Below are 22,173 nucleotides of genomic sequence, written 5' to 3' on the forward strand. Positions count from 1 at the left end.
TCAAAATGACAAAGCATCGTATTTTCGGCACAATAAATGATTAACTGTTCGTTATAAACTCTAAATCAAGTTTTATGAAGCGAATTTTTTTGGCGCTCTTCTTTTTGGCCACATTAGCTCTTCAAGCACAAAACAATGCCATTGCATCAGGCGAAAAACTGGTATACACTGCATCTTATAATATGTCGGGGATTTTGAATGACATTGCTCAAGTGACCATGGAAACCAGCAATATTAAAACCTCTAAAGCCACTTTGCTCCGTCTTAAATGCACAGCGGCAACATACAGCAAATGGGACAACTTTTTTAAGATTAGGGATTTATACGAAAGCTACGTAAACCCCAAAACCCTAACACCGTATTTATATAAACGTGATATTAATGAGGGCGGTTATTCTAAAGCGATGAAATACACCTTTAGCCACAAAACCAAAACTGTAAAATCGGTGCAGACCAAACGAAATAACTGGGTGGAGAACAAAACAGTAAATATCAATTCAGGCACTAAAGACATTGTTTCTACGCTATACAACATACGCTTATTTGACTACGAAACCATGCAAATTGGAAGCAAAAAGACCTTTACAATTCTTTTTGACCGAAAGGAAACCAAGGCTCAAATCACTTATCTGGGGAAGGAAACTATCAATACAGCCATTGGACAAAAAACCTGCTACAAACTGGCTGTAAGTAGTAACGAGTCTGATGTTCTTAAAGGCAACAGGGATAATTTAGTCTGGCTGACGGCCGATGCCAACAAAATTATGGTGTACGGAAAATTTAAAATTCCGGTGGGAAATGGCGAACTTAAGATTAAATCCGCCTCTGGCTTAAAACATTAATAGACTGACATTATGAGACAATTATTTACAATTCTGGCACTGATTACCTCAATTTTGGCCATCATTTTATCGGTTCTGCCTGTTTCCAATTTGGCTATTTTCCCAGCAGTAGCGGCCTTAGTTTTTGGGTTACTGGCATTTTATTTTTCTAAGAAGACCGGAAAAGTAAAAAAAATCATTCAATTTACATTTTTCCTCACGATAATTGCACTTGCCCTCACAACCTACAAATCCATTTTCACAAAGACCGAAATTGGAAATACCGAGGCTCTGGTTGAAAAAGAAGAAGCCTCCAAAGAAGAAGCTATTGAAGAATTGGAAGAACTTGAGCTGGACGATATTAATCTTGATGAGTAGTCTCTTTTTTACACTTTTTCATATCTTTGCGTCGTTTTAAAATGAAACGAGCATAAGTTTTCATTGGCCCAAATCCGGACAATTGCGAGTTACATGTGACTAAAACTGACTACACATGAAGACCTTTGGCATTTTATTCCTATTATCACTTGTTGGTACATGTGCGTCCCCTCGGTATTCCGAAAGGGTAGAAAATATCAAAAATAATATTACCGTAATAGACAGTGCGGAAGTAGAACGTTATTCTGAAACTATTACTGCGGATGAATTAAAACGATTGCTCTACAGTTTTGCTTCTGAAGAATTTCAAGGTAGAAAGACTGGAGAACCAGGGCAAAGACAAGCCTCAGAATTTTTGAAATCCTATTACATCGACCAAGGTATTAAATCTCCCTTTGGTGGGGACAACTATTTCCAAGGTATTTCGAAATCCTATTTCCCGGATGACATTGGCGCCTCAGAAAATGTTCTAGCCTATATTGAAGGTTCGGAAAAACCAAACGAAATATTAGTCTTATCCGCACATTTGGATCATGAAGGCATCGAAGATGGTGAAGTTTTTTATGGCGCAGACGATAATGGTTCTGGAACTGTGGTACTCCTAGAAATTGCCGAAGCGTTTAAAATAGCCTCTAAAAATGGGCATCCACCAAAGCGAAGTATTTTATTTACACATTTTACTGCCGAAGAACTGGGCAAACTTGGCTCTGAGTTCTATGTTCAAAACCCTGTCTTCCCCTTGGAAAATACTATCGCTAACTTAAATATTGACATGATCGGGAGAAGCGATGAAAGACATGCTGACAACAAGGACTATATATATATCATTGGTTCTGACAGACATAGCAAAGAACTACATTTTACTTCTGAAGCTATACGCGACACATATGTAGATATTGATTTGGATTATAAATATAATGCTTTAAACGACAGAAATCACTATTACTCCAGATCAGACCACTACAATTTTGCAAGAGAAGGCGTTCCGGTAATTTTCTATTTTAGTGGAGAACATGAAGATTACGGTAAGTCCACTGACACTCCTGACAAGATTGATTACGAGTTACTTACTAAACGTGCCAAACTTATTTTTGCAACCGCTTGGCAGATTGCAAATCAAGAACAAAGAGTGGTTCTTGATGAAAATAACGTATTTTTGAATTAAATAAGATTTACCAAAGATGAAAAAATTAACCAGTTTGCTGGCTTTGTCGGCTCTAATCTTAACCTGTAGTAATTCACAAAACAAAAAGGCAAAGAAGATTGTCAATCCAGAAGGCTATGCTAAAACCATTACGGCAGAGGAGTTAAAGGATGCCTTGTATATTTATGCCTCGGATGAATTTGAAGGCAGAAAAACTGGGGAGTCCGGGCAAAAAAAAGCAATCAATTACATAAAGGACTCTTATAAAAGTAATGACATACCATCACCGATTTCCGAAGATGACTATTTTCAGGAAATACCCAAGGATTACTTTGAAGGCCGGGCTGATGGGGATTCTGAAAATGTGATTGCCTTTATAAAGGGGAGTGAAAAACCGGACGAAGTTCTTATTATTTCCGCACATCTTGATCATATTGGGGCATCCGAAGATGGACAAATCAATAACGGTGCTGATGACGATGGGTCAGGGACAGTTGCCATTTTGGAAATTGCCGAAGCATTTAAAAAAGCAAAAGATGATGGTAACGGCCCCAAGCGCTCCATTGCATTTCTTCACGTAACTGGTGAGGAAATCGGATTGTTCGGATCGAGGTACTATGCTGATGAAGATCCCATTTTTCCATTAAAAAACACCATTGCTAATCTGAATATTGATATGATTGGTCGGGTGGATGAAAAGCACAACGAGCAACCAAATTATGTATACCTTATCGGCTCGGACAGACTGAGTAAAGAATTACACTGGGTATCTGACTCCATCAACAAGGTTACGGTAAATATGGAGCTGGACTATACCTTTAATGATGAAAACGACCCCAACCGTTTCTATTACAGGTCGGATCATTATAACTTTGCGAAACACAATATCCCAGTGATTTTTTATTTTAACGGAGTACACGAGGATTACCATAAGCCGACCGATACCCCGGATAAAATCAGGTACGATTTACTTGAAAAAAGGGCGCAACTTATTTTTTATACCGCTTGGGAACTGGCAAATCGCGAAACTCGAGTAAAAGTTGATTAACTTAGCTGAATTAAATATTTAAAAAACACTATGAAAAAGTTAAGCAAAAACGAGCAATTGGCCCTCAGCCTAACTGCTAAAGGATTAAAAAACAAGGACATTGCTAAACAGATGACTGACAAAAATGGTAACCCGCTAAACGAGAAAACCATCTCTACTTATATGCGAAGGGTGCGACAAAAACTGGATATTCCCTTGGATAAAAACACGTACTTTGTAGTTACGAAAGCTGTAGAATTAGGAGCTCTAAAAATTGGCTGAGAAGAATCCGCAAAACTTTAGTTTAGAAAATAAAACAGATAATCCCCACTATTGGTCGTGAGGATTAAAAGAACGATCCCCTCCCTTTAATAAGAAAAGGTAAAAAGAGTAGAGGTCAGTTTCATATCTAAAACAACTCTTTAAGTTTGATTTAACTGGATTGTCGATAGGTCTATTTCAACCTTTAGCTTATTGGTAGCATACAAATAATTTCTTTTAAATGATGTGAGTGCTCTCCAAGAATGCTCCAAAACGTTTCGAAATAGCCAGTGCAAATGAAATAAAACGGACTCAAGGCGAAATACCATAACAAGATAGGGAATAAACAAGGAATTCAGTCTTCGGGCCTAAAGTTGATTTTTTTTATTCAATATTCAGATAAGTCCCTTTAAAGCTTTGATTAAGCACCATAACCTGCATCTGCTTATCTTCTGAATGTCTTAGGATTTCGATAGACGCCTGCCCATTTGCCATTTCAATAACTTCGCTCCCCGTAGGGGTGCCTTGACTGACTTTTGCCTCTCCGCCGTTTAGGCACTGAAAATATACTTTTTCCTCATAATCCAAACATCTTAGACCCTGCCCGTCTATTGCTGTGGCGGTAATGAGATAGTTTCCGTTATCCATGACTTTATAATCTAGCTTTAAGGATCGTGCTTTGCTGTTTTTTACGTACCTATAGTTTATATTAATTGTATCACTAACAGTGTCCCCTGCCCTAGTCTTACCTATTGCTTTAAAGCCGTTTGAACCATTAACAAAGCTGACGTCCCAATTCAGCCCCGATGCCGGAAATTCGAGCGTATTCCTTTTCCTAGCTCCCAAACTTTTACCGTTTTGTAAAAGTTCAACTTCGTCGCAATTACTATAAACACTGATATTTCTTGCCTTTCCCTTTGGCCCCTGTCTTTCTTTCCAAGTATGGGATTCTATATAGGCAAAGGGTTCATCGCTCCAATAGCTCTTAAAGACATAAAAGGCATCCTTTGGTTTCCCCGCTCGATCGACTAGGCCTTTTTGATTCATATAAGGAATGGCATTTTCGGGTCTTAAAGGTGTTCCAAAATCCTTAAATGCCCATTGGATGTTCCCGACAAATGTTGAATCGTTCTCCGAAATCCTCAAATGCCAGTCGAACAGGTCCACAATATAATTTTCGCTCCAATCCCCAATTTGGGCAATATTGGCTACATCAGTCTGAACTATAGCCTCTTCCCAGCCATCGGATTGTATTTTACCTTCGCCTGTTATTGGGTTTTCGGAATGCCTGCCTACATGACTGGATCCGCCGTATTCGGCATGTAAAAAATGTGGATATTGCTTTTTATATTGATCAATGGCCTTTTGATAACTTTTATAACTACCTGAATACCATCCAGACCATATCGAGGGAGAAAACACATCCACAATATCTGCGCCCTCATAGTATTTTCTAATCGCTGTTTTTCTCGAAGGATCTAATTCGTGGGCATAATCGTTCAGTTCCTTCAAAAAAGTGTTGATTTTTTCAGGATTGTCTCCGTCTTCAAAATCGGGCAACCAATAAATCTCGTTGCCCAAAGACCATAATATGATACTGGGGTGATTGTAATTCTGCTCAATGATTTCTTTTAGCATGGTTTTGGTATTGGTTTTCCAGGCCTCATTGCCAACACCACCACGGCACCATGGTAGTTCGTCCCATACCAATAAACCTAACTCGTCACAGGCCTTATAAACCTCAGGGTCCTGCGGGTAATGCGCCAACCTCACAAAATTGGCGCCCATGCTTTTTATAAGTTGCATGTCCGCCTTATGCTGAGCGTTACTCATAGCTGCACCAACACCTGCATGCTCCTCATGCCTGTGAGTACCTCTTAGCAGCAAACGTTCACCATTTAGGTAAAAAGCTCCATGGTCTTTAAATTCAAACCATCTAAAACCGACTTTTTCAGACAATTGATCCTTTGTGTCATTGCCATCCATCAATTCCACTTTAAGGGTATATAAATTTGGGGAAGATGTATGCCAAAGTTTGGGATTTAGAATATTTTTAAACATAATTTTTGACCTACTCTCTACAACATCAAAAAACGAGGATGACACTTCATTGCCTTCATTATCAAATATTGAAGCTTTTACTTTTGAATTTAGACCTGAATTATTCACCGATACTTCAGCCAATAATTCGGCATTAGCCTGAGAAACTTTAGGGGTTGAAATTTTTAAATTCGAAAGATGTTGCTTTGGAAGCATTTCTAGCCAAACATCCCTTGTAATACCTCCAAAAATGAAAAAATCGCTTTTTTGAGAAGGAATCACCTCTGGATTATAACTATTATCAACTCTAACCAAAACTTCATTGCTTCCACTTTTTATTACATCCGTAATATCAACAGAAAAACCCATATAGCCCCCAATATGACCTCCAACTTTATTACCGTTAACAAATACCTCACTTTCTATGTTAGCACCCTCAAAATAAAGTTGATAGTAATAGCCTGAATCAACATTCTCTATGGTAAGGCCTTTTTTATACCAGCTTGCGCTTCTTCTATATCCAGGGACAATGTCGGTTGCATCAAGTGCGTTCCAAGTATGTGGCAAATTAATTTCTTGCCAATTATTTTCAGGCAAAACATCATTAATAGTATTGGAATTGTTTTCTAAATAAAGCCAATCATTATTGATATTTATTTTGGAACGTGATTTTGCTAACCCATCTGTTGACGAATTACACCCTATTGACAAAACACACAAGACAATAAGAGCTATATAGGCAATCCTTTCTTTCATTGTTCTAATTTAAAGCTTGTAACCTTAACATGGTTTGCAAGAAGTAATAGTCGCCGTAAACGATGGGCACGTCCATTTCATGACGTTGGGACCAATCCCCAAAGCTGTGGTCTAAAATAAATGGAACATCCAGATCTTTTGGAAGAATGTAGTTTTTGGATTTTAAACTATTCACCACTTTTTTACTATAATCCTTGTAGTCCTCATTTTTGGTGTATCCGTATAGTTCTACTAAAGCCGAAGCTACAATGGTCGCTGCCGACACGTCACGCGAGGTATTCGGAATGTCGGGATGGTCAAAATCCCAATACGGAATCCCATCTTCTGGCATATTTTTATGGTGAATAAAATAATTGGCCGTTTTTTCTGCACGATCCAAATATTTTTTATCCTTTGTGTACCGATAGGCCATTGTAAAACCATTTATCGCCCAACCTTGCCCTCTGGCCCAAGCCGTCTCATCACCAAAACCTTGATGGGTAACGCGACCCCTAACTTGCCCCGAAATCGTATCATAATCCAGTACATGCCATGTACTATGGTCCGGCCTAAAATGATTTTTCAATGTGGTATTGGCATGATTTACTGCAATGTTGTGGTAAGTACTATCTCCAGAAATTTTAGTGGCTTCAAAGAGCAATTCTAAATTCATCATATTATCAATAATCACTGGGAATTGCCATTTTTCCTTATTAAAATCCCAGGAACGGATACTTTTAATATGCGGATTATATCGGGTGCTCAATGTTTTTGCACTTTGGACAATAATATCTTTATAGACTGGATTATCTTCAACACTTAAACCTTCCCCAAATGAGCAATAAATCTTAAAGCCCATATCGTGTGTGCCGGCATTAAACTTTTCACGCTCCATAAAGGCCGTCCATGCCTTAGCTCGCTCTTTAAACGCTTCGTCACCACTGAGTTTATAGATTTGCCAAAAATTACCAGCAAAAAAACCACTAGTCCAATCTTTTGAAGGTCGTTTATTGATAGCCTTTTCTTTATGGGAATAACTTCTGGCAAAGGCTAATGAATCTAGATCATAATCAAGAAATTTAGAATATCTAACTTCAAGCAACTCATCTATGGTTAGTTTTGAAGTATCCTTATTTTTTTTATCCTCAGATTTACATGAGAAACATGTAAATCCAAGGATAATTAATAAAAACCAAACTCTAAACATTAAACTATTCGTTGACTTAATACCCAGGGTTTTGTGGTAATAAATTAGAATTTCTTGCTAATTCATCTGCAGGCAATGGCAATAAGTAATCTTGATTAGGGTCAAAATTTGGTTTTTCTCCCTCTAATCCAGAAGCACTAAACACTTGAGACCCCATTTTTCTTCTAGCAATGTCATACCATCTTTTAAACTCAAAGGCCAACTCTAATCTTCGCTCGTCCAGCACCATAGTTCTGAATTCATCTTGAGACAATCCAGCAACATCAGCAGGAAATGAGGAAGGCATTGAGCCTAATGCTCCATTTCTTGCCCTTTCCCTAACTCTATTTACATAGCCATGAGCTTCCGCGCTACCACCATTAACTTCATTAAGAGCCTCTGCCGCAATTAACAATACTTCCGCATAACGCATCATAGAATAATTATGATTAGAACCTCTACCGTTTCCTGTTGCAGTTGGTCCTGTCATACGCGTATATTTAGCTATATGAGGACGGTTTACACCTCTACCACTACTTCCACTTTCTTTAAAAACAGTATATGGCCTTTCTTCAAATGTTACCTCTTCTGTAACTGGATCTGTAAATTTAAAAACCGCTGTATCGTCAAAACTTACCCATTTTCTATAATCTTGGTCATCCCAAGTATTAAATACTTCAAGAGAGGGCACAGCTACTGACCAACCTCCACCAACAATATCTGGAGCATATTGTTCGTCATTTCTCAGACCAGTTAAAGGCGGTTGATAATCTCTACCATCGTCCCCATCAGTAAACCCATTAAAGTCTAAAGCAAATATGGGCTCTTTTGAACCGTCTATAGTTGCTGAATTAAATAATTCTTGAAAATCTGGCTCTAAAGCTAGTCCGTAGGTTGCTTCATTATCAATAACACCCTTTGCTTCATCATAAGCTTTTTGATACTCACCCATTGTTAAATAGACCAAGGCTAAATAGGAGTGTGCTGCAGATTTTGCAGGTATGGATCTTGCAGATTGCGTATTAGGCAACCACGTTTTAGCAAATTCTAAATCCGCGATAATGTTTGTGTACACATCAGCTACTGAAGTTTTACTTATAGAACTTGCTGCATCTACATCTGTTACTGGAGCATCAATATAAGGAATGTCTCCAAATTGTCTTACCAAATGAAAATAGATAAAAGCTCTAACAAAATAGGCCTGTGCAGTAATTGGGTTTTTAATACCCTCTGCCGCATCCACTTGTTCAGCTCCAGCAATGGCGTTATTGGCGGCTGCTATAATTTGGTAAAGTCTATTCCAATAACCCGAAATCATTCCATTATCATCAGGCACATTAAAATCATTATGTTCTATTCTTCTTGAAGATGTAGTTGGGTCTCCAATATCTACCATATCGCTGCGCAGCATAATTGTTAAAGACATTTTTCGCCCCCAAAAGTCTTCATGAGCCATGTGCCCATAGGTACTGTTCACTGCTGTTTGTATATCTCTTGTTGATTGAAAAAAGCCTTCCGGAGCAAGCACACCTACTGGGTCTTCTTCTAAATCTGAACATCCTAGTATTGATAATCCTACCAATAAGAACAAAATTTTGTATGTTTTCATAATTATATTTTTCTTTTAATTTACTTTTAAAATCTTAAACTTGCACTAAAATTAACTGATTTAACAGTTGGGTAATTTCCAAAATCAAATCCGTTAACAGTATTGCTGTCAGCGTTGTCTCCACCTCCTGCTCCAAAATAACTTACTTCAGGATCAAGACCAGAATAATCTGTGAAAGTCAACAAATTCTGCGCACTAATTGAAAGCCTTACGCTTTGCATCCCTATTTTTTCAGTAATATCTGAAGGTAATGTATAACCTATTGCAATATTTTTAAGTCTAATATAGCTACCGTCTTCTACAAATCGAGAAGAAATTTGTTTCCCTCTAAGCTTTGCACGAGGAATATTGGTATTTGTATTTGATGGTGTCCAAGAGTTTAATATATCCGTTGTAGCATTGGAATCTCCATTGAATAATTGAACAGCAGTAAGATTCATTATATCACCTCCTTGCACGCCTTGAAAAAAGATGTTTAAATCAAAGTTTTTATAAGTAAAGTTATTAGTTATACCCATTGTCCAATCTGGATTGGGATCTCCGATTATTTGCTGATCGGCGGTTGTAATATCACCACTGCCATCTAAATCTGTAAACAATTGATCTCCAGCTTCAGCACCTTCCAAAAGTGCCGTTCCTTCTGGTAGTGCACCACCTTGATAAACGCCTCGGTATTCAAAGCCCCAAAATGTACCAACAGATTCACCTTCTCTTAATACATGAGTACGATCGATATTGAAATAACCCGGAGAGGCATCGGCAAATATGTCTTCACCATCTAATAAGGCAACAAACTCATTCTTATTTGTAGACCAATTAAAATCTGTTGTCCAAGTAAAGTTTTCATTACTTATGTTTCTTGTATTTAGGTTAATTTCAAAACCCTTATTGTTCACCTCTCCCACATTTCTTAAACTAGCAGGTGTTAAAAAGCCTAAGTACTCTGGCTGACTGGTATCCTCTATAATAAGATCTTTTGTATCAATATTATAATAGTCTAGTGATAGTGAAATTGCATTATTGAAAAGCCCTAAATCCAAACCAATATTAGTTTGATATGATGTTTCCCATTTTAAATCTGGATTAGCTGCTTGATCAGGTGTTACATTGTTTACAGACTCTCCATTAAGAACTGCATAGACATTATCAAAACGAGCCAAGGATTGGAAAGGTGTAATAGCTTGATTACCTGTTAAGCCGTAACTAGCTCTTAGCTTTAAATTAGAAATCTTTTCGTGATCCTTTAAAAAGTTTTCATTTGATATTTTCCAACCAATAGCTCCTGATGGAAAAATGGCATATTTTTCGTTTGCAGCAAAATTTGATGCACCATCTCGCCTTACTGTTGCTGTTATTAAGTACTTGTCATCATAATCAAAATTTAATCTTCCAAACTGGGATTGAACTTCAGAGGGTGTTAAAGATGAGGTAGGAATCAATGAGACTGAGCTGCCTGATAAATTATGATAGGAAAAAGAATCAGAAGTTAAACCCTGCACACCTGTATCAAATCTTTGCGTGGTATTTTTTTGATAAGAATAACCAGCCAAAAGCGTTAAATCTCCCTTACCAATTTCTTTTTTGTATGTTAAGTAATTTTCACTTAGCAAACTAGTTCTTTTAAAATTCTCGATTATTGCTAACCCACCAATTCCACCAGCAGTAATTGTTAATGTAGATGGTCTAAATACACCAAAAGTTTCATTTGTCGAACTTAAACCAAAAGTCGTTTTAAACGTAAGGTTTTCTAAAATATCATAGTTTGCATATAAATTAGCTCGGTAATTATCTGTTTTTCTTTCGTTTACGGATTCAAGAGCAACGGCGTATGGATTATCAACGTCATCACCAACACTATTGATGGTATTTTGACCATTTGAATCAAATCGAGGTAAATCTGGTGCAAATCTGAACATTAACGAAACAACATCATCTCCACCTCCATTTGCCGTATCACCTGTAGATTGTGTTGGCACACCATCTTGAGCGCCTCTACTACCAAAAAGGTTCATGCCTAATTTTAATTTATCAGTAACCTGGGCATCAATATTTGATAAGAAGGATACTCTCTCAAACTCAGAGTTCACAATAACACCATCTTGTTTAAAATATGTAGCAGAAGCATAAAAATTCAATTTATCAGTTCCTCCAGAAAAAGAAAATTGGTGGTTTTGGGTACTTCCAGTTCTATATAACAAATCTTGCCAATCAGTATTTGCTGTTCCTGGAGAATAACCTGGGTTTACTGCTGTTTGATAAGTAGCAAATTGGGTGGCATTAAGCAAATCCAATTCATTGGCAGTATTCTGTACAGAGTAGTTTGAATTGACTTCAACCGATAATCTACCACTTCTACCTTTCTTTGTGGTAACCATAACCACCCCGTTTGAGCCACGAGAACCATATATAGCTGTTGCAGATGCATCTTTCAAAATCTCTATGGACTGGATATCATTTGGTTGTGGCATAACCGCCCCAACAAAACCATCCACTACAATAAGAGGTGCGCTACTAGCATTAATAGAAGTATTACCTCTAATTTTGATATTGATAGGCGCTCCTGGCTCACCTCCATTATTAGATTGAACAACTACCCCAGCTGCCCGACCTTGAAGCGCTTGTGCTGCATCTAACACTGGAAAAGCATTAAGTTCCTCTGTTTTTACCGAAGATACGGCTCCGGTTACATCACTTTTTCTTCGAGAGCCGTAACCTACCACTACTACTTCATCTAGAGCAGCTAAATCTTCTGTTAATTGTACATCCAGTTTATTCGAGCTACCTACTTTAGCTTCAAGAGTTACATACCCTACATAGCTAAAGACGAGCACTACATCATCATTAACATCAATGGTATAATTACCATCAAAATCTGTTGATGTACCGGTGGTAGTACCTTTAACAATAACATTTACTCCCGGTAATGCTGACCCATCCGACTTGGATGTTACAGTTCCCTTCACTGTTTTCTCCTGCGCGTTGGCGCTGAGTACAAAACACAAACTCAATAAAAGTAAGAATGCGTTTTTCAAATGCTTAGTTTTCCTCATTAGTTTAATTTTAAGTTAATCTTAGTTAAAATGGTTATTAAATCCATATACCCCATCGAATAGATTTGAGTGTTATGCAGTTCAATATTCTAAATGTTGTACATTTGATTTTTTGGTGAACCAAATTGGTTTTCCAAATTGGTTCACCAAATATAAACAAATATTTAAAACTTAAAAATGAAAAGCTAAAAATTCATATCTATATGAGTATATATCGCTTGGACAGATGAGAATTCAACTATTATTGAATTTAAAAATTCTTATGTTGTTTCCTGTAAATGTTCACTACTTAATATTAAATCAAATAAATAATAATCAACCCAAATACAACTATTACTAGTATTAGTATAATCTCAATGTATTTAGATTTTAGCCTCTCGTTTTTCATGAGCCTAAAACTAAAACAAAACGCAGATACAGAAATACAAAAAAGGGGGTAAAAAAATACAGATTATTGATTACCAATATTTTAACATATCAAAAAAATACTATTCATGAAATTTATCGGTATATTTTGAAGGCGCTACACCGAACTTTTTTTGAAAAGACTTGCTAAAATACTTGGGATCCTTGTATCCAACTTGATAACTTATTTGAGAAATATTGAGTTTTCCCTGTTCCATTAACTGAGCGGCGCGTTTCATTCTAAAATGTAGAATAAACTCGTTAGGGGTAAAATTGGACCACGCTTTAATTTTTGTAAACAACATCGTCCTACTTACACCCAGTTCTGAACAAAAAAGCCTAACATCAAAGTCTTCATTACCTATATTTTCGTTTACTATGTGTAAGGCTTTCTTAAATAAGTTTTCGTCGTGTGATGAAATTATAACGTCGTTAGGTTTTAAAACATCATTGGTTGTAAATTTCTCTCTTAATTTTGCCCTAGCCTTCAACAAATTATGGACACGCAATTTAAATTCGGAAATATCGAAAGGCTTACTTATATAGTCATCGGCACCTCTCTCGAGCCCGTCCAATTTATAAACTAAGGATGTTCTTGACGTTAGAAGTATAATTGGTATATGGCTTGTTTTTAAATCTCCTTTAATCTTTGAACATAATTCTGTCCCTGTCATTTCAGGCATTATGACATCACTTACTATTATGTCTACAGCCTCTTTTTTCGCTCGATTAAACGCTTTCTTTCCGTTTTCGGCCTCTATGACGTTATACGTTTGTATTAGTACATCCCTGATAAATTGTCTAAGCTCTGCATTATCTTCAACAACCAATATGGTTTCTTTTTTATTCGGGTCTTTTACATTTATTTCATCTCCATTGGTTGCATTTAAGGCCTCTAATTGAGAAACATATTGGGATATGTCTTCACTAAACTTAAAATCCTCAATGATCTCCGATGCCTCTAGATGCACATTTCCTAATGGCAGTGTTACCGAAAATATAGAACCTTGCCCAGTTGGGTTATCCTCAACTTTAATAGTGCCTTTGTGCAATTGGATAATACTTTTTGCAATGGCAAGGCCTATTCCTGTCCCCTTCGTATAATCATTGTCCTGCTTATTTTGGTTTGATGCCTCAAAAAAGCGCTCAAATATTTTATCCTGAAACTCCTTTGCTACACCTACTCCAGAATCTTCGATGTTAATCCTAATTGCATCTTCCAACGCTTCTATCCGTACTACAATACTACCTCCCTTTGGGGTATAGCGAAAAGCGTTGGATATCAAATTGTAAAACACACGTTCCAATTTATGGCGGTCGTAATACACCAAGATTTCCTTCTCAGCACAAACAAACTCGAAATTGTAATGGCCATTTTTAGCATATTCGCTGAAGGAAAGGAATATTTCCCGCAAGAATTTGACAATGTTGCCCTCGGCCGCATTTAATTTGTACAAATTGTTTTCGTACTTCCTGAAATCCATTAGCCTGTTAATCAATTTTAATAAGTGGCCAGCATTGTTTTCAACAACAAGGAGCTTTTTGTACATTTTACTGCTTCCCTGGTAGTTTTCTATTATTTGTTTCAGTGGCCCAAGGATTAGCGATAACGGCGTTCTAAACTCGTGGGAAATATTGGTAAAGAATTCCAGCTTGCTTTTATTAATCTCTTTTGTTCTTTCTGCCTCAACATGCTCCAAGTGCAGATCGTGTTTTAGTTTTGCTTTAGTTTTCTGGATACCATACAAAAAGTATAAGGCAATTAAAATTAAAATACCATAAATTGCAAAAGCCCACCAAGTACGCCAGGGTGCCGGTGCTACTCGGATATTAAGTTGAGTAATATCTTTATTCCATACCCCATCATTGTTAGCACCCTGAACCTCAAAAATATACTCGCCGGGTTTCTGGATGGTGTAATTTGCCGTATTAGTTTGGGTAATATTCCACTCCTGCTCTAAGCCCTTTAGCCGATATTTGTAAGTATTATTGCTAGAATTAATGAAGTTTGGAATTGAAAATGATACGCTGAAATTTCCTTGATTATAGTCCAGTTCTATATCATCGGTAAAAGGCAGGGTGTATTCTAAAATCTTATTATTGGCATTCGCTTTATCAGCATCCCTAATTTCAAAATTGGTTAAAATTACTTGGGGTGAATACTCATTTTCATGGAGCCTATCCGTACTTATGACCGTTGCCCCATTGGGTCCACCAAAAAAGAATGTTGAGTTGTCAACCTTTAGACTGGCATTGTCATTAAATTCATTACTGATAACCCCATCACTTTGGTTATACAATTTAACGGCTTTAGTTTTACTGTCATAAGAAACAATTCCTTGATTGGTCCCCATCCATAGTAGGCCGGATCCGCCTGCCAAAATACTTCGTACCGCTGACACCCTTACATCATTTATTCTAATAGAAACAGGTTTAATACTATCTCCTTCTATCTTAAGCAGGCCTTTGGACTTTGTTCCTACCCATATAGTATTTGATAAATCTTGTAATAAAGCCACAACATCTTCACCATATTGCAACTTTTCGTCATACAAATAATGTGTTATAGTCCCTGAGGTACTAATTTTATTGAGCCCTTTTTGTGTGCCAATCCAGGTATTATTGTCTTTGTCAGTACAAATTGATCGAATTAAGTCATTTGACAAGGTATTGGCTTTGGAATCTGAGTGTTTAAAACGTTGATATTTTCCGGTTTCCTTGCTAAACTTAAAAACGCCTTTGCCAAAAGTTCCTATCCAAATGTTTTGATGTGAATCTTGTTTTACAGCATATACCCCTACATTATTAATTAACTTCTTTAAATCAGGTGGTAAAGCAGAAGGTTCAAATTGTTTCTCCCTTGTATTATAAACTTGTAATCCGTTTTTGAAGGTACCTATCCACAGCTCATCTTTATTAAGGCTATTAAGCGTTTTTATATTATTGTCCGATAATACCGAATTGTCCGCTGTCAAATAGGAAAAAGAATTTTTTTCTCTATCCCACACATTCAATCCACCACCTTCTGTACCAAAAAAAACATTTTTACCATCCGATTCAATCGAACTTACAACGGAATAGCTAAGCCCCTTTCCGAATTGATTTTGCGTAATATTTTGGAAATTACTATTGGAAGGGTCCCAGATATTGATACCACCATAATATGTACCGATCCAAATAGAACCTTTTTGATCTTTGAATAGCGCTTTTATGGAGTTTTTACTTAAACTACGGACATCATCAATATCGGCTTGTAATATTCTAACACTTTCATTGGACTCAACAAGTATCAACCCCTGATAAGAGCCAACCCAAAGTAAGCCGTTATCGTCTAACAAAAGTTGTCTGATATTTTGAATTTGACTTTTCTTAGTTTCTTTTTCTATGAACGGAACAAACCTGTAACTGTTTGGATTAAACTTTATCAAGGCGTGTTCTTGGGTAGCTAATAAAACTGTACCATCCTTGAGCTCAATTAAATCTTGGATACTATAAATAGCACTGCCCTCAATTCGTTTAACACTGAAATCTTGGCTTAGTTTAGCTTCAAAAACGCCTGCCCCTGTACCCAGTAGTATTTTTCCCGAGGACATCTCTAAAATCGACATAACGCGCCGTACTGCAGGAGTAAGGCCTTCAGTCAAATAATTCTTAAATTTTTTGCTAACTGGGTCATAAACCGAAAGTCCACCAGAAGTCCCCAAATAAATATTTCCATCGGATAGCTCGGATATTTTCCAAATAGTATTATTGGCTAGTGCGTCCGTACTTTCTTGGTGAAAGTACTGTGTAAATGAATCTGTTTTGGGGTTATATTTATTCAGCCCGTTATAAGTGCCAATCCACAAATTTCCCTGCCCATCTTCATGGATCGCCAAAACATCATTGTTGCTAATAGATTTGGGGTTACCTTCCTCATTACGGTAGATGGTAAATTCTGTTCCGTCGTACTTGTTTAAACCATCTCTTGTACCAATCCAAATTTGGCCTAGGCGGTCTTGGTGTATGGCAATTGCAGAGCTTTGAGACAGACCGTCTGCAGTAGTTAAGTGACTAAATGCATACTTCCCTGGTTGACCCGCACACCAAAATCCAAAACCCAAATACACAATTAAAAACAGAAACCTAAGCATCGAGAACCAAAATGTATAGCTGGATAAATATAGAAGTATTGAATCAAATAAAAAAAGTAAGTGCCTTTATTTTGAGCCTGTCTTAACGGTTTCAATGTGATTACGCGACAGGATTAAATATCCTGAAAACGTATAACTCTTTTATTTACTAATTTTACATAACTGACAGTAATAGCATTGCTTGCCATTCTTTTGGAAACCACTGCCACTACATGGTTTTTGGCATTCCTTACAATCCAGATTATATAAAATATCACAAATGAAGAAATTCACAAATTCTGTTCGCCAAAAACTTCAAAATATAAGTACTGCTACCATTGCTACTTGCCTATTCAAGAAAGTGTTAGAAAATCAATTTCTTCAAAACGTAAAGCCTCTTGGTAGAACTAATCAAAATATGGTTGGAGAAGCTTTCACTTTAAGATATATTCCTGCAAGAGAAGATTTAAATCCGATTAGTGTATTTCGAGATGCAAATCATCCAGAAAGAGTTGCTGTCGAAACATGTCCCAAAGGAGCCGTTTTAATTATTGATAGCAGAAAAAATGCTCGAACAGCCTCAGCTGGAGCTATATTAATAACTAGGCTTATGAAACGCGGTGCTTCTGGAATAGTAACCGATGGTGGTTTTAGAGATTTAGGTGAAATTATGGTATTAGATTTTACTTCATATCATTTAAACCTTCCGCTCCAACCAACTTAATTTTACATCAAGCTATGGATATTAATGTTCCTATTGGCAGTGGTGATTTGGCTGTTTTTCCTGATGATAATGTTGTTGGAGATAGTGATGGTGTCATGATTATTCCTTCTAATATAGCTGAAGAAGTAGCTAATGAGTGTGAGGAAATGACTCTTTTTGAAGATTTTGTTTTTAGAACAGGTGACTATTGTTGGTCTTTACCCAACAACAGACCAGCAAACTTTAATTGATTTTGAAAATTGGAAAAATAAATAAGCTTAAACCTATCTATTGCTTTATCAGAATTTGATTTACATTTTCAGAATCACTGGTGACTTTTAAAATATAAACACCTTGCGCTAATGCTTTTAAATCAAAGCTACCTGATGTTGCCGAAATTGTGTCATTGAATATAAGTTGTCCATTAATGGAGTATAACTGTATCGTACTAGTACCCTTTAAATTTTTTAAATAGAGATTATCTTCAATGGGGTTCGGGTACAGTACAATCTCTAATTCGTCATCAGAAGTATTACTTTTTTCAAAATAAGGTAAGGCAAAATTGTAAGCATCAATACCAATTTGTTTACCTATGAGCCTTCCCGGAATGTCATCAGCTGGTGGGTGAATACCTCCCCAAATTCTCGACAAACTCGTTTGATCTGAAGCATCTCTATACGTTGCCCATTGCAAGGTTACATCTACTGAAGGGCCTTTTTCGAATACCAAAAACTCATCTTTTTTGGCTACAAATTCCCCCATGCCTCCAGGAAAAAACGCATCTCCAGTAATTAAAGTCATTACCTCAGCAGCGGCTCTAGAAAAAGTTGAGTGCCCAGACACAAAACCTGCAAAAGGCGGTGTTACAAAGCTTGGACGTTGATAAGGCCACCAGTTTTCTGCCAAGATCCATCCTACACCAGCTACATCGGTTGTGGCATTGTCTATAAAATTATGACCTCTCCATGCCTTTAGTTTTATTTCACCAACATGCTCATCGTTTATTCCACTTAATGGATCTCCAGCCTGAACAACTTCTATATAACCCTCTTTCAATTCTATGCCTTCAGGGTTATAGTTTGGCAAGTTATTGTCTGTACTTTGACCTAGCTCGCACATATATCGTATCGCTGAAATAGGACGTATATAATCATGCCATCCTTTTATACCCCATGCGGCTATCGCGGAATCATGTAAGGCTCCTCCTAATATAAAATAGGCTTTTACATCCCATTCTAAGGGACTTAATTCATCTCCTTGTCCATTAAACTTTCGTTCAAAGAGTTCATGATCTGTTACATAATTGAGTATGGTAAACCAATGTCCTGGTGGTGTTTCTGAATCTGGGCCATCTGCCCAGAACTCTGCCAATACTCTTGCATAATCTGCTCTTGGCACCATTTGGGTTTTATAGGCTTGTCCTGTTACTGGATTTATAGCATGACCTAAACTGATATCACCTCCTTCTAGCTCATTATAAAAATCAGGGTAGTTGGCGTATGAATTAGGAAACAGATTAATATCTATATTTCCAATGGACTTTGGTGATATATCCCACATCACCCCATCGGTTGGGTCTAAATGAGAACTCCATAAAGACACCAATTCAAAGTTCCATTTGTATTGTTCTCTAGAGGATGCACTAGCTCCACTTAAGTGTGGTGGTGCCTCTGGATTGTGGTAAACGGTATAATCATTTCCATTTTTGCTAAAAGTTTCCTTATCTGAATCTGATAAGGAAAAAGGATGTACTGCTCCCCATTCTGGACTCAAAAATTCTGGTGTAGATCCTTCTATTAAATTACCACTCTGATCAATAAAAGTATTAAAGGTTAATGGTTGCCATTTGCTAGAGGCTACGATACCTGTTAGGGCGTCAGGTCCGTTTAAATCCAATGCCGGATTTACTGGCTGATAAAAAGCATTATCGTACCCTGTTATTTCTCTAGAGTTATCGGTAAACCCATAATTAATAATAGTTTGTGCAACATAATTCCCTAAAGCAGCGGCATCTCCTGATTGATAATCCATAGAAATATTACTAATATCATAGCCTAATTGTTTCATGATTAGATTAAAGCGTTCTAAAGATGTATCTGCACTTGGAGAATCTTCAAATCGATGTACAAGTAAACGATAAGCGGCATAACTCATAGCTTTTTCTTTAGATGCAGCTATTGATTCAGCTAGTTCAAATTCAACCAAATCACTCGTAAACCCATGTACTTCATTACCTATTAAATAAGGCTTAGTACTTTCGTAAATTGCCCAAACATCATACAGGGCTACGGAGGTATGAAATAAGTTTCTGGCATGTACTGTAGGCCTTGCATAATCTCCACGAATAGCTTCTAGCAGTGCTTCATTCCAGATCCTAGCAATAGAAGTATCTTCTGATAAATTATCGATATGAAGATTTACAATTAGTTCTGCTTCACTATTAGAACAAGAGTTGCCACTTTCTAAAGCAATGACTCTTCCTTGTTCTACAAATTCCCATGTTATTTGTATATTGTTTGTGCCTTGACCATTGATAATTTTACCTCCTTCTACTGTCCAAGATACTTGTGAACCAGAAGTGGCATTGTAAGTATATGTTTCTGTTTTGTAAAACCCAGATGCTGTATTTCCTGAAATGTCATTTGGCGGTAAGTATTGGCAACTACCATCATCAACAGTTGCAGTTGGATTATAAGTACAAGAATTAGGGTCTGTACAGCCAGAAATTTCTATTGAAAGATCATTCCCTTCCTTGATCCTGTAACGTTGATTAGGAGTGACATCCTCGAAATTTTGACTATAATCATCAGACCAAATGATCTCTACATTATCAATCACATCATTATCTGCTAAACCAAAATGTACAACCAATGAATGTTGACTACAGTGACTCCCTTGACCATGGATTTCTTGAATTAGTTGCTCACCATTTACTGTAAGCTTCACCTTTGCACCAATAGCATCCTTGTTAATTGATTCACCTTCAAGTTTAAATTGCACCCAGTTTTTACCCTGAGTACTACCAGGGTTTAATTGGTTTTGATATAATGTTGTTCGCGCATCCGTACCAACCGAATGGGTTTGCACAACAACTACAATATCTAAATCACCATCCTTATCATAATCACAATACGCCATCCCTCTTCCTCTATTGGAATCACCAATTCCAGATTCAAAGGATATATCGGTAAATGTCATACCATTATTATTAATATAAAGTTTATTTGGGTCGTCCTCTCCTGTTGAAATTGAATTTGCTGATGGTGTTTTTCCATTAGCAACAAATAAATCTGGCCATGTATCATTATTTACATCTAAAAAAGCCGTTCCCCAACCTGTAGTAAGAAACTCACTTCCATTACCGTCTTGTGCATAGGTGTTTTCAACATTTGCTGATGTACTATCATCGGTAAATGTTTGGTCCCCATTATTTCTTAGAAGCACATTCCTACCTAGGTTTGTGAGATAGTAATCAAAATCATTATCCTTATCGATATCGGCATATGCAATGCCCATAGCGAATATTCCAATGTCGGTTCTTGTCTGTTGAGATACATTACTATATAAACTTTGTGGGTAATTGTTGGCATATAATGCATTGGGTTCAATATAAGCTCCAAAATCATTTGCCAGATATATATCTTGATCGTGATCTAGATCAAAATCAGTTGGCATTACAGCCAAAGCACATCCTGTGTTGTCTAATCCTAATATTTGTGCTTTTTCACTAAATGTTCCATCTCCATTATTCTCGTAAAAATAATTTTCAAAACAAGTATGACTAAATATTACATTTCCTTGATCATCCTCCGAATCATCCTGATTCTCTATATAATTAACCACATAAATATCTAAAAAACCATCTTTATTATAATCTAACACTGATGCCCCCATAGAAAAACTAACCTCAGTAATACCCGCAACTAAACCCGACTCTGTAAAAGTACCGTTCCCATTATTTAAAAAAAGTAGATTTCTTTTAAAATTACTTCCAGGATTACGCCCTCCCCAGGTAGTAATAAATAAATCTCTATAACCATCATTATTTACATCAGCACTTACAACACCTGTTGTATAGAAATTATCTGTTATATCAAATCCTGCATTTGGAACAATTTCAAAAGTCCCATTAGCCATATTTCTATACAAGACATCTCTTGTTCTACCACCTACAATATATAAATCTTCCCAACCATCATTATCATAATCAAAAAACACACAGCCACCACCCAAAGTTCCAATTTGATCATAGATATGATCTATTCCAGAAACAGCACTTACTTCTGCAAATGTTTGTGCATTTAGGCCTAAGGAAGCTATTGATAATAAACCTAATAATTGTATCGTTTTCATAATGGCCAGATGCCTTAAAGCATTTATAGTAGCGCTAGAATTGATGAGAATGTTTATTTCCTTCCTCAATGCTGTTATAATATCATAAAACATTCATTTTTCATCATTATCTTCTAGTTTATTTAAAGGGCATTTCTATATTGTTTTAAAGATTCTCAAAAATAACATTTCGCTCATACTTTTAATCACTTGTGTGTGTTAAATTCTTTTTGAGTCATTTCGAAAAGGGTTAATTATAGGGCTAGAACATATGGGATATAATGACTAATCCCAAAAAACAAAAACCCGAAAATATCGAGGTTTAACGTCTTTTATTAGAATTTTATAGACTTTATTAGTCTAAAGTAGT

The 22,173-nt window shown here is 36.7% G+C and carries 13 protein-coding genes; 7 read left to right on the forward strand and 6 right to left on the reverse strand.

Features of this window, described 5'->3' with window-relative positions:
- Positions 1-74 precede the first annotated feature (74 nt).
- From H7U19_RS14340 to H7U19_RS14360, 5 genes are all read left to right on the forward strand, one after another.
- Entirely contained in the window at positions 75-842 is a 768-nt protein-coding gene (locus H7U19_RS14340; protein ID WP_186563565.1) for a DUF3108 domain-containing protein, read from the forward strand.
- Positions 843-854: 12 nt separating this feature from the next.
- Positions 855-1,199, forward strand: coding sequence for an FUSC family protein (locus H7U19_RS14345; protein ID WP_186563566.1), 345 nt, complete (start codon positions 855-857; stop codon positions 1,197-1,199).
- A gap of 115 nt (positions 1,200-1,314) precedes the next feature.
- On the forward strand, positions 1,315-2,364 hold the full coding sequence (locus H7U19_RS14350; RefSeq protein ID WP_186563567.1) for a M28 family peptidase: 1,050 nt from the start codon (positions 1,315-1,317) through the stop codon (positions 2,362-2,364).
- Between the two features lie 16 nt (positions 2,365-2,380).
- Positions 2,381-3,391 (forward strand): M28 family metallopeptidase, encoded by a 1,011-nt coding sequence (locus H7U19_RS14355; RefSeq protein WP_186563568.1) that lies wholly within the window; start codon positions 2,381-2,383, stop codon positions 3,389-3,391.
- Positions 3,392-3,421: 30 nt separating this feature from the next.
- On the forward strand, positions 3,422-3,652 hold the full coding sequence (locus H7U19_RS14360) for a LuxR C-terminal-related transcriptional regulator (RefSeq protein WP_186563569.1): 231 nt from the start codon (positions 3,422-3,424) through the stop codon (positions 3,650-3,652).
- 363 nt (positions 3,653-4,015) lie between these two features.
- Here the strand turns inward: H7U19_RS14360 and H7U19_RS14365 are convergent, their stop codons facing one another.
- The 5 genes from H7U19_RS14365 to H7U19_RS14385 form a co-directional block, all read right to left on the reverse strand.
- Positions 4,016-6,427: a glycoside hydrolase family 2 protein gene (locus H7U19_RS14365; protein WP_186563570.1), complete on the reverse strand. Its 2,412-nt coding sequence runs from the start codon at positions 6,425-6,427 to the stop codon at positions 4,016-4,018.
- Between the two features lie 4 nt (positions 6,428-6,431).
- Positions 6,432-7,613, reverse strand: a complete 1,182-nt coding sequence (locus tag H7U19_RS14370) for a glycoside hydrolase family 88 protein (protein ID WP_186563571.1) — start codon at positions 7,611-7,613, stop codon at positions 6,432-6,434.
- 16 nt (positions 7,614-7,629) lie between these two features.
- Entirely contained in the window at positions 7,630-9,201 is a 1,572-nt protein-coding gene (locus H7U19_RS14375) for a RagB/SusD family nutrient uptake outer membrane protein (RefSeq protein ID WP_186563572.1), read from the reverse strand.
- A 26-nt stretch (positions 9,202-9,227) separates the two neighbouring features.
- Positions 9,228-12,251: a SusC/RagA family TonB-linked outer membrane protein gene (locus H7U19_RS14380; protein WP_186563573.1), complete on the reverse strand. Its 3,024-nt coding sequence runs from the start codon at positions 12,249-12,251 to the stop codon at positions 9,228-9,230.
- A gap of 488 nt (positions 12,252-12,739) precedes the next feature.
- Complete coding sequence (locus H7U19_RS14385; RefSeq protein WP_186563574.1) at positions 12,740-16,789, reverse strand: hybrid sensor histidine kinase/response regulator transcription factor; 4,050 nt, start codon at positions 16,787-16,789, stop codon at positions 12,740-12,742.
- A 259-nt stretch (positions 16,790-17,048) separates the two neighbouring features.
- Between H7U19_RS14385 and H7U19_RS16805 the strand changes: the two genes are divergently transcribed.
- Together H7U19_RS16805 and H7U19_RS16810 are read left to right on the forward strand one after the other, a co-directional pair.
- Positions 17,049-17,492 carry an RraA family protein gene (locus H7U19_RS16805; protein WP_222597447.1) on the forward strand — a complete coding sequence of 148 codons (444 nt, stop codon included), beginning with the start codon at positions 17,049-17,051 and terminating at the stop codon, positions 17,490-17,492.
- Positions 17,493-17,506: 14 nt separating this feature from the next.
- Positions 17,507-17,722, forward strand: coding sequence for an RraA family protein (locus H7U19_RS16810; RefSeq protein WP_222597448.1), 216 nt, complete (start codon positions 17,507-17,509; stop codon positions 17,720-17,722).
- Positions 17,723-17,759: 37 nt separating this feature from the next.
- Here the strand turns inward: H7U19_RS16810 and H7U19_RS14395 are convergent, their stop codons facing one another.
- The gene (locus tag H7U19_RS14395) at positions 17,760-21,893 is read right to left on the reverse strand and encodes an FG-GAP-like repeat-containing protein (protein ID WP_186563575.1); all 4,134 of its coding nucleotides are present in this window, start codon (positions 21,891-21,893) and stop codon (positions 17,760-17,762) included.
- Positions 21,894-22,173: the final 280 nt, after the last annotated feature.

Source organism: Hyunsoonleella aquatilis (assembly GCF_014270105.1).
Taxonomy (GTDB): domain Bacteria; phylum Bacteroidota; class Bacteroidia; order Flavobacteriales; family Flavobacteriaceae; genus Jejuia; species Jejuia aquatilis.

What these genes read in the sequence shown, in the direction of transcription:
- H7U19_RS16805 (WP_222597447.1), top strand. Translation starts at nt 17,049, where the DNA reads ATGAAGAAATTCACAAATTCTGTTCGCCAAAAACTTCAAAATATAAGT.
- H7U19_RS14360 (WP_186563569.1), top strand. Translation starts at nt 3,422, where the DNA reads ATGAAAAAGTTAAGCAAAAACGAGCAATTGGCCCTCAGCCTAACTGCT.
- H7U19_RS14365 (WP_186563570.1), bottom strand. Translation starts at nt 6,427, where the DNA reads ATGAAAGAAAGGATTGCCTATATAGCTCTTATTGTCTTGTGTGTTTTG.
- H7U19_RS14340 (WP_186563565.1), top strand. Translation starts at nt 75, where the DNA reads ATGAAGCGAATTTTTTTGGCGCTCTTCTTTTTGGCCACATTAGCTCTT.
- H7U19_RS14355 (WP_186563568.1), top strand. Translation starts at nt 2,381, where the DNA reads ATGAAAAAATTAACCAGTTTGCTGGCTTTGTCGGCTCTAATCTTAACC.
- H7U19_RS14385 (WP_186563574.1), bottom strand. Translation starts at nt 16,789, where the DNA reads ATGCTTAGGTTTCTGTTTTTAATTGTGTATTTGGGTTTTGGATTTTGG.
- H7U19_RS14375 (WP_186563572.1), bottom strand. Translation starts at nt 9,201, where the DNA reads ATGAAAACATACAAAATTTTGTTCTTATTGGTAGGATTATCAATACTA.
- H7U19_RS14370 (WP_186563571.1), bottom strand. Translation starts at nt 7,613, where the DNA reads ATGTTTAGAGTTTGGTTTTTATTAATTATCCTTGGATTTACATGTTTC.
- H7U19_RS14345 (WP_186563566.1), top strand. Translation starts at nt 855, where the DNA reads ATGAGACAATTATTTACAATTCTGGCACTGATTACCTCAATTTTGGCC.
- H7U19_RS14380 (WP_186563573.1), bottom strand. Translation starts at nt 12,251, where the DNA reads ATGAGGAAAACTAAGCATTTGAAAAACGCATTCTTACTTTTATTGAGT.
- H7U19_RS14350 (WP_186563567.1), top strand. Translation starts at nt 1,315, where the DNA reads ATGAAGACCTTTGGCATTTTATTCCTATTATCACTTGTTGGTACATGT.
- H7U19_RS16810 (WP_222597448.1), top strand. Translation starts at nt 17,507, where the DNA reads ATGGATATTAATGTTCCTATTGGCAGTGGTGATTTGGCTGTTTTTCCT.